This window comes from Thauera sp. K11 (assembly GCF_002354895.1).
In the GTDB taxonomy this organism is placed as follows: domain Bacteria; phylum Pseudomonadota; class Gammaproteobacteria; order Burkholderiales; family Rhodocyclaceae; genus Thauera; species Thauera sinica.
In genome coordinates, this window is sequence record NZ_CP023439.1 from 732,735 (window position 1) to 745,500 (window position 12,766).

14 protein-coding genes are annotated in these 12,766 nt (G+C 69.5%); 9 read left to right on the forward strand and 5 right to left on the reverse strand.

What is annotated here, in order from left to right:
* Position 1: 1 nt before the first annotated feature.
* The 5 genes from CCZ27_RS03360 to rplU form a co-directional block, all read right to left on the reverse strand.
* Positions 2 to 1,075: an adenine nucleotide alpha hydrolase family protein gene (locus CCZ27_RS03360; RefSeq protein WP_096445487.1), complete on the reverse strand. Its 1,074-nt coding sequence runs from the start codon at positions 1,073 to 1,075 to the stop codon at positions 2 to 4.
* A gap of 114 nt (positions 1,076 to 1,189) precedes the next feature.
* Positions 1,190 to 2,305: a glutamate 5-kinase gene (gene proB / locus CCZ27_RS03365; protein ID WP_096445489.1), complete on the reverse strand. Its 1,116-nt coding sequence runs from the start codon at positions 2,303 to 2,305 to the stop codon at positions 1,190 to 1,192.
* A gap of 38 nt (positions 2,306 to 2,343) precedes the next feature.
* Positions 2,344 to 3,528: an Obg family GTPase CgtA gene (gene cgtA / locus CCZ27_RS03370; RefSeq protein WP_096445492.1), complete on the reverse strand. Its 1,185-nt coding sequence runs from the start codon at positions 3,526 to 3,528 to the stop codon at positions 2,344 to 2,346.
* A 70-nt stretch (positions 3,529 to 3,598) separates the two neighbouring features.
* Positions 3,599 to 3,862 carry a 50S ribosomal protein L27 gene (gene rpmA, locus CCZ27_RS03375; RefSeq protein WP_096445495.1) on the reverse strand — a complete coding sequence of 88 codons (264 nt, stop codon included), beginning with the start codon at positions 3,860 to 3,862 and terminating at the stop codon, positions 3,599 to 3,601.
* 20 nt (positions 3,863 to 3,882) lie between these two features.
* Complete coding sequence (gene rplU / locus CCZ27_RS03380) at positions 3,883 to 4,194, reverse strand: 50S ribosomal protein L21 (RefSeq protein WP_096445497.1); 312 nt, start codon at positions 4,192 to 4,194, stop codon at positions 3,883 to 3,885.
* 91 nt (positions 4,195 to 4,285) lie between these two features.
* Here rplU and CCZ27_RS03385 point away from each other — a divergent pair, with 91 nt between their 5' ends.
* The 9 genes from CCZ27_RS03385 (at position 4,286) to CCZ27_RS03425 (ending at position 12,744) form a co-directional block, all read left to right on the forward strand.
* Positions 4,286 to 5,794: an FAD-linked oxidase C-terminal domain-containing protein gene (locus CCZ27_RS03385; RefSeq protein ID WP_096452113.1), complete on the forward strand. Its 1,509-nt coding sequence runs from the start codon at positions 4,286 to 4,288 to the stop codon at positions 5,792 to 5,794.
* A gap of 24 nt (positions 5,795 to 5,818) precedes the next feature.
* Positions 5,819 to 6,013, forward strand: a complete 195-nt coding sequence (locus tag CCZ27_RS03390; protein WP_096445499.1) for a hypothetical protein — start codon at positions 5,819 to 5,821, stop codon at positions 6,011 to 6,013.
* The gene (glcE, locus tag CCZ27_RS03395; RefSeq protein WP_096445502.1) at positions 6,010 to 7,080 is read left to right on the forward strand and encodes a glycolate oxidase subunit GlcE; all 1,071 of its coding nucleotides are present in this window, start codon (positions 6,010 to 6,012) and stop codon (positions 7,078 to 7,080) included. The genes CCZ27_RS03390 and glcE overlap by 4 nt, the downstream gene beginning before the upstream one ends.
* 2 nt (positions 7,081 to 7,082) lie before the next feature.
* Positions 7,083 to 8,324 (forward strand): glycolate oxidase subunit GlcF, encoded by a 1,242-nt coding sequence (gene glcF, locus CCZ27_RS03400; protein WP_096445504.1) that lies wholly within the window; start codon positions 7,083 to 7,085, stop codon positions 8,322 to 8,324.
* Between the two features lie 150 nt (positions 8,325 to 8,474).
* Entirely contained in the window at positions 8,475 to 9,239 is a 765-nt protein-coding gene (locus CCZ27_RS03405; protein ID WP_096445507.1) for a PP2C family protein-serine/threonine phosphatase, read from the forward strand.
* A 218-nt stretch (positions 9,240 to 9,457) separates the two neighbouring features.
* On the forward strand, positions 9,458 to 10,582 hold the full coding sequence (locus tag CCZ27_RS03410; RefSeq protein ID WP_096445511.1) for an NAD(P) transhydrogenase subunit alpha: 1,125 nt from the start codon (positions 9,458 to 9,460) through the stop codon (positions 10,580 to 10,582).
* A gap of 12 nt (positions 10,583 to 10,594) precedes the next feature.
* Positions 10,595 to 10,897 carry an NAD(P) transhydrogenase subunit alpha part 2 gene (locus tag CCZ27_RS03415; RefSeq protein WP_096445513.1) on the forward strand — a complete coding sequence of 101 codons (303 nt, stop codon included), beginning with the start codon at positions 10,595 to 10,597 and terminating at the stop codon, positions 10,895 to 10,897.
* A complete protein-coding gene (locus CCZ27_RS03420) occupies positions 10,898 to 12,277 on the forward strand; it encodes an NAD(P)(+) transhydrogenase (Re/Si-specific) subunit beta (RefSeq protein WP_096445516.1) in 1,380 nt (459 codons plus the stop codon).
* The gene (locus CCZ27_RS03425) at positions 12,277 to 12,744 is read left to right on the forward strand and encodes a hypothetical protein (RefSeq protein ID WP_232516547.1); all 468 of its coding nucleotides are present in this window, start codon (positions 12,277 to 12,279) and stop codon (positions 12,742 to 12,744) included. Before CCZ27_RS03420 ends, CCZ27_RS03425 begins: the two co-directional genes overlap by 1 nt.
* Positions 12,745 to 12,766 lie beyond the last annotated feature (22 nt).

Sequence of the window (12,766 nt, forward strand, 5' to 3'; positions counted from 1 at the left end):
TTCAGCTCCGGCGCAGCAGTGGCGGATCGTAGGCGCCCTTGGGGAGGTTGATGCGCAGGTCGTCCTCGCCCAGCCCCAGCCACGCCATGCTGCGCGCGACCTCGCGTCCCATGCCCAGCTTGTGGCGGATCATGAAGTTCACCAGCGGCGTCATCACCTTCCAGTAGCCCAGGCGGGCCTTGCCTTCGCGGATCAGCGCGGAGAACTCGGGCGTGTAGGGGTTGTAGCCGAAGTGGCGCAGGTCCGAGTACATCATCAGCCAGTTGATCGGGTAGTTGCTGACGATGGGGTTGGCGTGGTGGCTGCGCTGCACGAGCCCCAGTTCGGTCACGCGGCGGATGACCTGGGCCTGGTCGTAGTCCCACACGTGGTAGGGCGCGAGGTAGCGCGGGAAGCGGGTGCCGGCCGGCAGGAGGTGCGGGTTGTAGAAGTGCGCCAGGTCGGCGGCCGAGAACTCGCCGCAATCGGCCAGGTGGGGAGGGGTCCAGTCCTCGCCGCGGACCAGGGCCGGGGCGAATTCGTACAGCATGCGTTCGGGCTCGGGCTGCCCCGGCGAGTAGCCCGCGAGCACGAGCGGCACGTTCTTTTCGATCGCCAGCCGGAGCGCGGCGCCTTCGAAGAGGGGGGCATACACGTAGGACACCGTATAGACCGCTCCCCGCGCTTCCTGGTTGCACAGCAGGTAGCGGAAGAGCCGCGTCAGGAAGCCGTGCGCCGGGCGCCATACGACGTGGTCGATGTCCAGCTTGCGCAGGGCGCGGCGGATGTTGTTCCAGGCCACCGGCGGCAGGTCGATGTCGCAGGTGAAGGCGAGTACCCGCAGGCGGTAGTCGACCTTCAGCCGGTGCAGCAGGTAGAGGCTGTCCTTGCCGCCGCTCAGCGGCACGATGCAGTCGTAGGGGGCATCGGCGGTGTTGCGGGCTGCGTGCAGGGCCGCTTCGAGATCGGCGCGCTGGGCTGCGGTCGCCGTGGGAATGTGCGGTTTGTTGTCGCGGCAGAACGCGCAGACTTCCGCGGAATCGAGGTTGGCGCCCGGTACTGTCTCCGGCAGCAGGCACCGCTTGCATTTTTTCATGGGGCTGGGCACTGGTTTGTAACGATCGATGTCGGATTGTGATGGCATCCCCGGAAAAATGCGAGCGGACTAGCCTGCGCCGCACGGCGTGGCGCGGCGCTCCGGCCGCTGCGCCTACCTCACCATCATGTTGTCCCGATGGATCAGTTCCGGCTCGTCGATGTAGCCGAGCAGGCTTTCGATCTCGGCGGTGGGGCGCCGCGCGATGCGGCGGCATTCGGTGGCGCTGTAGTTGGCCAGGCCGCGCGCGACTTCTTCTCCGGCCGCGGTGCGGCAGGCCACTGCCGCGCCGCGCTCGAAGTCGCCGCGCACTTCGATCACGCCGACCGGCAGCAGGCTGCGGCCGTTCTGCAGCGCGGCGACGGCGCCGTCGTCGATGATCAGGTCGCCGGCCAGTTGCAGATGGTCGGCGAGCCACTGCTTGCGCGCCTGCAGCGGCGTGCTCGAGGCGTAGAGCAGGGTGCCCACCGGCTCGCCGGCGGCCAGGCGCAGCAGCGGATCGGGGATGCGGCCGCCGGCGATGCAGGTGTGGGCGCCGCTGCGGGCGGCGCGCTGGGCGGCGCGGATCTTGGTGATCATGCCGCCCTTGCTGATGCCGCTGCCGGCGCCGCCGGCCATCGCCTCGTACTGCCGATCCTCGGCGCGGCCCTCGGCGATCAGCGTCGCCGCGGGGTCGGTGCGCGGGTCGGCGGTGTAGAGGCCCTGCTGGTCGGTGAGGATGATCAGCGCGTCGGCCTCGATCAGGTTGGCGACCAGCGCGCCCAGCGTGTCGTTGTCGCCGAACTTGATCTCGTCGGTGACCACGGTGTCGTTCTCGTTGATGATCGGCACGACGCCCAGTTCGAGCAGGGTGGTGAGCGTGCTGCGGGCGTTGAGGTAGCGCGTGCGGTCGGCGAGGTCCTCGTGCGTCAGGAGGATCTGGGCGGTCTGCAGGCCGTGGCGGGAGAACGCCTTCTCGTAGGCTTCGACCAGGCCCATCTGGCCCACCGCGGCGGCGGCCTGCAGCTTGTGCATTTCCCTCGGCCGCTTCGTCCAGCCGAGCCGCTGCATGCCGGCGGCGACGGCGCCGGACGACACCAGCGCGACCTCGCGGCCACCGGCCCGCAACTGCGCGATCTGGCGCCCCCAGCCGTCCAGCGCGGCGTGATCGAGGCCGGCGCCGTTGTTGGTGACGAGGGCGCTGCCCACCTTGACGATGAGGCGGCGGGCGGTGCGGATCTTCTCTCTCATGGCGGGGCGTGCGGCGGCTGGTGGAGGGGCGGAGCGGGTCAGCGCTCGGGCTGGCTGTCCTCGCCGGCTTCGTCTTCGGGCAGGTCGTCGGCGTCCGCGGCGAGGGATTCCTCCTCGTAGGCGCGGTCGGCGGCGGCGCGGGCGGCCTCGGCGGCGGCGAGACGGGCCGCTTCGGCCGCCTGGCGCCCGGCGCGTTCGGCCTCGATGCGGGCGCGCTCGGCGTCGAGGAAGTCCTGGATGGCGAAGATCAGTTCCCTGGTGCCTTCGCCCTTCAGCGCGGAGATCTCGAAATGGCGTTCCACCGGGCCGTAGGCATCGAGGAAGGCTGCGATGCGCGCCGCGCGCTCTTCCTCGGGAATCAGGTCGAGCTTGTTGAGCGCCAGCCAGCGCGGCTTGCCGTAGAGCGCCTCGTCGTACTTGCGCAGTTCCTCGACGATCGCCTTGGCGTCACGCACGGGGTCGGCTTCCGGGTCGAACGGCGCCAGGTCGACCAGGTGCAGCAGCACGTGGGTGCGCTGCAGATGGCGCAGGAACTGGTGGCCCAGGCCGGCGCCCTCGGCCGCGCCTTCGATCAGCCCCGGAATGTCGGCGATCACGAAGCTGCGGTTCTCGGCGGTGCGTACCACGCCGAGGTTGGGCGCCAGCGTGGTGAAGGGGTAGTCGGCCACCTTGGGCTTGGCCGCCGACACCGAGCGGATGAAGGTGGACTTGCCGGCGTTGGGCATGCCGAGCAGGCCGACGTCGGCAAGCACCTTGAGTTCCAGGTGCAGCGTGAAGCGTTCGCCTTCCTGGCCCATGGTCTTTTGCCGCGGTGCGCGGTTGGTGCTCGACTTGAAGTGGATGTTGCCGAGCCCGCCGCGGCCGCCGCGGGCGATCAGGACCTTCTTGCCGTCCTCGTCGAGGTCGGCGATCAGTGCGCCGGTCTCGTGATCGGTGATCACCGTGCCGACCGGAAAGCGCAGCACGATGTCCTCGCCGCCGCGGCCGTAGCATTCCTTGCTGCCGCCGTTCTCGCCGCGCTGGGCACGGAAGGTGCGGGTGTAGCGGTAGTCGATCAGCGTGTTGAGGTTGCGGTCGGCCATGCCATAGACGCTGCCGCCACGGCCGCCGTCGCCGCCGCTGGGGCCGCCCTTCGGAATGAACTTCTCGCGGCGGAAGGTGGCCACGCCATTGCCGCCGTCGCCGGCGATGACGTCGATGCGGGCTTCGTCGAAAAACTTCATTCCGGAACAACCTCGAAAAAGAAAAAAGCCCTACCGAGACGATAGGGCTTTTCGGACCGCGGGTGAGCGATCAGGCCGCTTCGGGCACGATCGTCACGGTACGGCGGCGGGACGCGCCCTTGACCGAAAACTGCACCACGCCGTCCTTCAGCGCGAACAGGGTGTGGTCCTTGCCGATGCCGACGTTGTCGCCCGGGTGGTATTCGGTGCCGCGCTGGCGAACGAGGATGTTGCCGGCAACGACGAACTGGCCGCCGTAGCGCTTCACGCCGAGGCGTTTCGATTCCGAGTCGCGGCCGTTACGGGAACTGCCGCCAGCTTTCTTGTGTGCCATGTCGGATTACCTCCTGACGCTCAGGCCGAGATCGCTTCGATGCGAAGCTCGGTGTAGTTCTGACGATGCCCCTGGTGCTTCTGGTAGTGCTTGCGGCGGCGCATCTTAAAAATCTTGACCTTGTCGTGACGGCCGTGCGAGACCACGGTCGCCTTGACGGAAGCTCCTGTCACCACCGGCGTGCCGATCTTCACGGACTCGCCTTCGCCGACCATGAAGACCTGGTCGATGGTGATTTCGGAACCCACGTCGGCCGGTATCTGTTCTACCTTGATCTTTTCGCCGGCGGCAACGCGATACTGCTTGCCACCGGTTTTTATCACCGCGTACATGGTGTTGCTCCAGTTGATGGGTTTGCAAAGAATCGCGCACTATACTGGGCGACGCGGGAAAAGTCAATTTGATCAGGAGGTTCAGCGCATGATGCCGGTTGTCGAAGAAGACGTGCCGGGCCGCGCCGAGCGCGATTTCGGCGCGCTCGACAAGGTGCGGGTGGTCGAGGCGCTGGCGCGGGTGCTGCCCGTCGGCGCGCTGATGTACGAGGCCGAGGATCTGCGCCCCTACGAGTGCGACGGCCTGTCGGCCTACCGCGCGCTGCCGCTGGCGGTGGCGCTGCCGACCACCGAGGAGCAGGTGGTGGCGGTGCTGCAGACCTGCTTCGAACTCGGCGTGCCGGTGGTGGCGCGCGGCGCGGGCACCGGCCTGTCGGGCGGCGCGCTGCCGCATGCGCAAGGCGTGCTGCTGTCGCTGGCGCGCTTCAACCGCATCCTCCATCTCGACCCGCATGCGCGCACGGCGGTGGTGCAGCCGGGGGTGCGCAACCTCGCGATCTCCGAGGCGGCGGCGCCCCACGGGCTCTACTACGCGCCCGATCCTTCGTCGCAGATCGCCTGCACCATAGGCGGCAACGTCGCCGAGAATTCCGGCGGCGTGCATTGCCTCAAGTACGGGCTGACGGTGCATAACCTGCTGCGCGTGCGCGGCGTGACGATCGAGGGCGACATCGTCGAGTTCGGCAGCCATGCGCTCGATGCGCCCGGCTACGACCTGCTGGCGCTGGTCACCGGCTCGGAGGGCATGCTGGCGGTGATCACCGAAGCCACGGTGAAGCTCACTCCCAGGCCGCAGTTCGCCCAGTGCGTGCTGGCGGCCTTCGACGACGTGGTGCGCGCCGGAGAGGCGGTGGCGCGCATCATCGGCGCCGGCATCATCCCGGCCGGGCTGGAGATGATGGACCAGCCGGCCACCGCGGCGGTGGAGGAGTTCGTGCATGCCGGCTACCCGCTGGATGCGAAGGCCATCCTGCTGTGCGAATCCGACGGCACGCCGGAAGAGGTGGAGGAGGAGATCGGCCGCGTGCGCGCCGTGCTGGCCGGCAGCGGCGCCACCGGGATCCGCGTGTCGCGCGACGAGGCCGAGCGGCTGAAGTTCTGGGCCGGCCGCAAGGCGGCCTTCCCCGCGGCGGGGCGCCTGTCGCCCGACTACTACTGCATGGACGGCACGATTCCGCGCAAGCGCCTGGGCGAGATGCTGGCGGCGATCCAGGACATGGAGACGCGCCACGGGCTGCGCTGCATCAACGTGTTCCACGCCGGCGACGGCAACCTGCATCCGCTCATCCTGTTCGATGCCAACCTGCCGGGGGAACTCGAACGCGCGGAAGCCTTCGGCGCCGAGATCCTCGAGCTGTCGGTGGCGCTCGGAGGCACCATCACCGGCGAGCATGGCGTGGGCATCGAGAAGATCGACCAGATGTGCTCCCAGTTCGGCGCGGCCGAGCGTACGCAGTTCTTCCGCGTGAAGGAAGCCTTCGACCCCGCCGGGCTGCTGAACCCGGGCAAGGCGATCCCGACGCTGCATCGCTGCGCCGAATACGGACGCATGGTGGTGCATGCCGGGCAGCCGTCCCACCCCGACCTGCCGCGGTTCTGAAGCGGGCGAACGCACGATGCCGGCATGGCGGAAGGGCTGGCCGTGAGCGACAAGGGCTGGGTACAGTTCCTGCTGGTGGCGGTACCGGTGCTGTCGCTCGTCGGCTCCTGGCTGGCGCTGCGCGCGATCGGCGGCCGGCAGGACCGCCGCCGCGGCAAGAGGCCGCGCGCAGATGAGGGGCGCAAGGGCGCCGCCGGGGACGAGGTGAGCAAGGGATGAACGAACTTTATTCGGAGTGGGCCGCGCGGGTGCGGGAGGCTGCCGCGAGGGGCATGCCGCTGTGCCTGCGCGGCGGCGGCACCAAGGACTTCCTCGGCAGGACGCCGGCGGGAGAGCCCTTCGACCTGGCGGCCAACACCGGCGTGATCGCCTACGAGCCCACCGAACTGGTGGTGACGGTGCGGGGCGGCACGCGGCTGGCCGAGCTGGAGGCGCTGCTGGCCGGCGAGAGCCAGTTTTTCGCCTTCGAGCCGCCGCACTTCGGCGCCGCGGCCACGGTGGCCGGCTGCGTGGCCGCGGGCCTGTCCGGGCCGCGCCGCGCCAGCGCCGGGGCGGTGCGCGATTTCATGCTGGGCGTCAGGCTGCTCGATGGCCGCGGCCAGGTGATGTCCTTCGGCGGCCGGGTCATGAAGAACGTGGCGGGCTATGACGTGTCGCGGCTGATCGCCGGCAGCATGGGTACGCTGGGTGTGATCCTGGAGGTGTCGCTGAAGGTGCTGCCGCGGCCGGTGGCCGAAGCGACGCTGTCCTTTGCGATGGGCGAGGCCGACGCGGTCGCGCGCCTCAACGACTGGGGCGGGCAGCCGCTGCCGATCTCGGCCTGCGCGTGGGCCGACGGGCAGTTGATGCTGAGGCTGTCCGGCGCGGCGGCGGCAGTGCAGGCTGCGGCCGCGCGCCTGGGTGGCGAGGCGGTGGCCGGCGACGCGGCGCGGTCCTTCTGGGAAGGGCTGCGCGAGCAGGACGCAGGCTGGTTCGCCGTCCATGCCGACCTGCCCTTGTGGCGCCTGTCGCTGCCGAGTTCGGCGGCGCTGCTGCGCCTGCCCGGCCATCAGTTGATCGAGTGGGGCGGGGCGCAGCGCTGGCTGGCGACCGATGCGCCGGCGGCCGACATCCGCGCGCGCGCCGGGGCGCTCGGCGGGCACGCGACGCAGTTCCGGCGCGGCCACCGCGATGGCGCGGTGTTCACGCCGCCGGCGGGGCCGCTGATGATCATTCACCAGCGCCTCAAGGAGGCGTTCGATCCGGCGCGCATCTTCAATCCCGGCCGGCTCTACGAGGAACTCTGAGCATGCAGACCCGGCTCGCCGATTTCATCCGCGACACCCCCGAGGGCCGCGAGGCCGACGAGATCCTGCGCAAGTGCGTGCATTGCGGTTTCTGCACCGCCACCTGTCCGACCTATCAATTGCTCGGCGACGAGCTTGACGGGCCGCGCGGGCGCATCTACCTGATCAAGCAGGTGCTGGAAGGGCAACCGGTCACCGAGAAGACGCGGGGGCACCTCGACCGCTGCCTGACCTGCCGGTCCTGCGAAACCACCTGCCCGTCGGGCGTGCAATACGGCCGCCTCGCGGACATCGGCCGCCACGTGGTCGAGCAGCGCGTGCCGCGGCGGGGTGCCGATCGTGCGGTGCGCTGGGCGCTGCGCGAGTTCGTGCCGCGCCCCGGCCTCTTCGGCGCGGCGATGAAGCTGGGGCAGGCGGTGCGCGGCGTGCTGCCGCAGGCGCTGCGCGACAAGGTGCCCGAAGCGCGCGCATCCGGCACCTGGCCGCCGCCGCGCCATGCACGGCGCGTGCTGGCGCTGGCCGGCTGCGTGCAGCCGGCGATGGCGCCTGCCATCAATGCCGCGGCGGCACGCGTGCTCGACGCGCTGGGCATTTCGATGACCGAGGCGGCCGGCGCGGGCTGCTGCGGCGCGGTACGCCTGCATCTCGATGACCCCGAGGCCGCGCGCGACGACGCGCGGCGCAACATCGACGCGTGGTGGCCGGAGGTCGAGCGCGGCGAGGTCGAGGCGATCGTGACGACCGCCTCGGGCTGCGGCGTCCAGGTGAAGGACTACGGCCACCTGCTGCGGCACGACCGGGCCTACGCCGACAAGGCGCTGCGGGTGGCGGCGCTTGCACGCGACATCGGCGAGATCGTCGCCGGCGAGGCCGCGGCGCTGAAGTCGCGGCTGGGCGCGTTCGCGGGCGAGGCCATCCCGCTGGCCTGGCATGCGCCGTGTTCGCTGCAGCACGGGCTGCGCATCCGCGGCACGGTCGAGGCGCTGCTCGAAGCGGCGGGCTATCGGCTCACTCCGGTGCGCGATGCCCACCTGTGCTGCGGTTCCGCCGGCACCTATTCCCTGCTGCAGCCCGAGTTGTCCGCGCGCCTGCGCGAGAACAAGCTCGAGGCCCTGCTGGAGGGCGGGGCACCGGCGATCGCGTCGGCCAACATCGGCTGCATCGCCCATCTGCAGGCGGGCACCGCGACACCGGTGCGGCACTGGATCGAGATGCTGGACGCGCGCCTGAGCGGCGCCGCGTAGTCCGTGGAGCGTTGCGCGGGCGTCCGTGCCGTCCGTCACACGCAGGTCCCGGGCATTCGGTTGAAAATTGATGATAGCGTCCGCGGCGCGGAGACCGTTTCCCGGCATTCCGCCCCGCCCGCCGTCGACCTCCCTTTCGTATCAGCACCCATGTCCTTTACCGTCGAAACCTGCGTCGCCCAACACATCGGCGACCGCGCCGAGCAACAGGACCGGGTCGGGCTGTTCACTCACCCGACGCGTCCCGAGATCCTGCTCGCGATTCTTGCGGACGGCATGGGCGGGCATTCGGGCGGCGCGATGGCGGCCGAGCAGGTCGTCATCAAGGGGCGGCAGGATCTGGACGTCTTCGCTCCGCGCCACGAGACGGCCGAGCAACTGCTTGGCAGCGTGCTGGCCGATGCCCACACGGTGATCCGCCTGACGCGCTTCACCAGCGAACAGGACCCCCACAGCACGGCCGTCGTGCTGCTGCTGCAAGGCGACATGGTGACCTGGGCGCACTGCGGCGATTCGCGTCTCTACCATTTCCGCGGCCCGGAGATCGTCGCCCGCACCGAAGACCATTCGCTCGTCGGCGAACTGCAGCGCCAGGGACGGCTCGACGAGCACCAGGCCCGCAGCCATCCGCAGCGCAACGTGCTGCTGTCCTGCCTCGGCAGCGACCGCGAGCCGCGCATCGAATACGGGCATGCGCGCCAACTGGCCGAGGGGAACAGTTTCCTGCTGTGCTCCGACGGCCTGTGGGCCTATTTCAGCGACGACGAACTGGCGCAGACGGTGCACGAGCACTCGGCGCGGGCTGCGGCCGAGACCCTCATCGGGCGGGCGCGGGAGCGCGCCGCCGGCGGCGGCGACAACATCTCGCTCGCCATCGTCAAGCTGGTTCCTGCGCCGAAACGCCTGTTCCGCTGACCAGCGGAGCCGCTCGCCGCGATCTACCTGCCATGCGGTGCTGCGATGCACCATAAAGGAAATGCCTTATTGCGCCTCGACGGATAGCCGGTAAGATGCCCGGAGCGCCGGCCATGCACCCATCGGGTGCGTGGCAGGAGAAAAAATAAGATCGTGGGAGCGGCGCTTTTCTTGTCTCATCGGATTTCTGTTTTGAATCAACAGGGAGGAGTGCCCCCATGCCTCTGGTCATCGGAGTGCTAGCGGAGACTGCTCCGGGCGAACGGCGCCTGTCCGTCGTACCGGATGTGGTCAAGAGATATCTGGGTCTGGGTGCCCGGATGGTGTTGCAGAAGGGAGCGGGCGGGCCCGCGCATTTCCGGGATGGCGACTTCGCCGACGTCAGCCTCGCCGACACCGCGGCCGAGGTGTGCGCCCAGGCCGACGTGGTGTTCTGCGTCCAGCCGCCGGCGGACGATGCGGTTGCGGCGCTGAAACCGGGCAGCGTGCTGATCGGCCTGCTGCAGCCGTGGAGCAGCGCGGCGCGCGCGCAGTCGCTGCAGGAAAGGCAGATCACCGCCTTCGCCCTCGAACTGCTGCCGCGCATCTCGCGGGCGCAGAGCATGGATGCGCTGTCCTCGCAGGGTGCGGTGGCGGGCTACGAGTGCGCGCTGATCGCCGCCGACCATTCGCCCAAGTTCTTCCCGATGCTGACCTATGCCGCGGGCACCATCCGCCCGGCCAAGGTGCTGGTCATCGGCGCCGGCGTGGCCGGCCTGCAGGCCATCGCCACCGCGCGCCGCATCGGCGCCATGGTCGAAGCCTACGACGTGCGCCCGGAAACGAAGGAGCAGATCGAATCGCTCGGCGCCAAGTTCGTCGACACCGGGGTGACCGCCGCCGGCGCGGGCGGCTATGCGCGCGAACTCACCGACGAGGAAAAGGCGAAGCAGGCCGAGCGCCTGGCGAAGGCCGTCGCGCAGTGCGATGCGCTCATCACCACCGCGGCGATTCCGGGCAAGAAGGCGCCGCGCATCATCACTGCCGACATGATCGCCAGGATGAAGCCGGGCGCGGTCGTCGTAGACATGGCGGCCGAGAGCGGCGGCAACGTCGAGGGTACGGTGGCGGGCGAAAAGGTGTGGATCGACGACGTGCTCGTGATCGGCCCCACCAACATCCCGAGCCGCATGCCGGTGCATGCCTCCGAGATGTACGCCAAGAACCTGTTCAACTTCATTTCGCCCTTCATCCAGGACGGTGCGCTGGCGCTCGACTGGGAAGACGAAGTGGTGGCCGGAACCTGCCTCACCCACGCGGGCGAAGTGCGCCACGCCGGGGTGAAGCAGGCGCTGGGTCTGTAAGGAGAAGCCGTCATGGAAGGCTTTGCTGCAATCTACATCTTCATGCTGGCCGCATTCACCGGCTACGAGGTCATCTCGCGCGTGCCGGTGATCCTGCACACGCCGCTGATGTCGGGCTCGAACTTCGTGCATGGCGTGGTGCTGGTGGGGGCCATGGTCGTGCTCGGCCATGCCGATCCGGAGGACCCGGTGCAACTGGCGATCGGTTTCGTCGCGGTGTTCCTGGGCGCGGCCAACGCGGCCGGCGGCTATGTCGTCACCGAGCGCATGCTGGCGATGTTCAAGGGTGGCAACAAGAAGGAAGGGGGCGCCTAAATGCTGAACTGGTTCATTCAAGCGTCCTATTTCGTCGTTGCCGTGGTGTTCATCCTCGGCCTCAAGGCGATGAGTTCGCCGGTGACGGCGAGGAAGGGCATCATCTGGGCGGGCTGGGCGATGGTCGCGGCCACGCTGGTGACGCTGCAGACCCCGGGCATGCAGAACTACGGCCTGATGATCGTCGCGATCGTCACCGGCGGCGCGGTCGCGTGGTGGTCGGGCAAGTCGGTCAAGATGACCGACATGCCGCAGATGGTCGCCATCTACAACGGCATGGGCGGCGGTGCGGCGGCGGCGATCGCGGCGCTGGAGTTCGCGCGCGGCGAGGTGCACGGCACGGTGGCGGCGACGCTGGCGGTACTGGGCGCGCTGATCGGCTCGGTGGCGTTCTCCGGTTCGTGCATCGCCTTCGCCAAGCTGCAGGGCATCATGAAGAACGCCTTCCGCCTGCCGGCGCAGAACCAGGTCAACATCGGCCTGGCGGCGCTGGCGGTGCTGCTGGGCCTGGGCATCATCGCGTCCGACTCGCCGGCGTCCGTCCTGGTGGTGCTGTTCTTCATCGTCTCGCTGGCGCTCGGCGTCGTCCTCACCAGCCCGATCGGCGGCGCCGACATGCCGGTGGTGATCTCGCTGCTGAACGCCTTCACCGGCCTGGCGGTGGGCTTCGAGGGCTTCGTGCTGGGCAACCCGGCGCTGATCGTGGCGGGCATCGTGGTCGGCGCCTCGGGCACGCTGCTCACCCAGTTGATGGCGAAGGCGATGAACCGCCCCATCACCAACGTCATCTTCACCCCGATCACCGGCGCGGCGGCGGGCGGTGGCGGCGAGGAGATCGAGGGCACGATGAAGGAGTTCTCGGCGCTCGATGCCGCCTCGGTGATGCGCTACGCCTCCAAGGTCATCATCGTGCCGGGCTACGGCATGGCGGTGGCGGGCGCGCAGCACAAGGTGTGGGAGATGGCGCAATTGCTCGAGGAAGGCGGCGTGGAGGTGGTGTTCGCCATCCATCCGGTCGCGGGCCGCATGCCGGGCCACATGAACGTGCTGCTGGCCGAGGCGGGCGTGCCCTACGACAAGATCTTCGACCTCGAGGAGATCAACGCCGACTTCGCCCAGGCGGACGTGGCACTGGTGATCGGCGCGAACGACGTGGTGAACCCGGTCGCGCGCACCGACAAGTCCAGCCCCATCTACGGCATGCCGATCCTGAACGTGGACATGGCGCAGAACGTCATCGTGGTCAAGCGCGGCAAGGGCGCCGGTTATTCCGGCATCGAGAACGCGCTGTTCTACAAGGACAACTGCCGCATGCTCTACGGCAGCGCGCAGCAGGCGATCGGCGAGGTCATCGCCCACGTCAAGGCGCTGGAGGTGTGATGCGCCGCCCGCCGCAGATCCTGCCGGCGGGTTGCGTCAGCGTCGCGTCGTCTTTGGGCCGCGGGCCGGGCGGATCTCTTCGCCCGGCCCGCGGCCCGTTTCGTTTCCTGCTGTGCGGGATGTGCGCCTGCCTGATGTGCCTCTCCGCGGCCCGGGCCCAGAATGCACAGCAGCCAGCGGGCGGCGTGCCTCCCGCGGCCGCGGCTTCCGCTGCCGCCCCCGAGGACGGCAAACCCGCCGCCGCGGCGAAGCCGCCCGCACGGCCGGAATGGCGCGACACCGGCGGCTACCGCTTCCCGGCGATCGGCAAGACCACCGCCGACATGCAGAACGCCGCCCACGCCATGCGCCTGCGCGATTACTGCGCCGATGCGCGCGTCGAGGACGGATTCGTGCGCGAGCGCCTCGCGCGCTTCAGCGCCATCACCGGGCGCGAGGAAAGCTGCCGGACGCTGCTGGAGTACTGACCGGCCGGCCGTTGCCGGCATC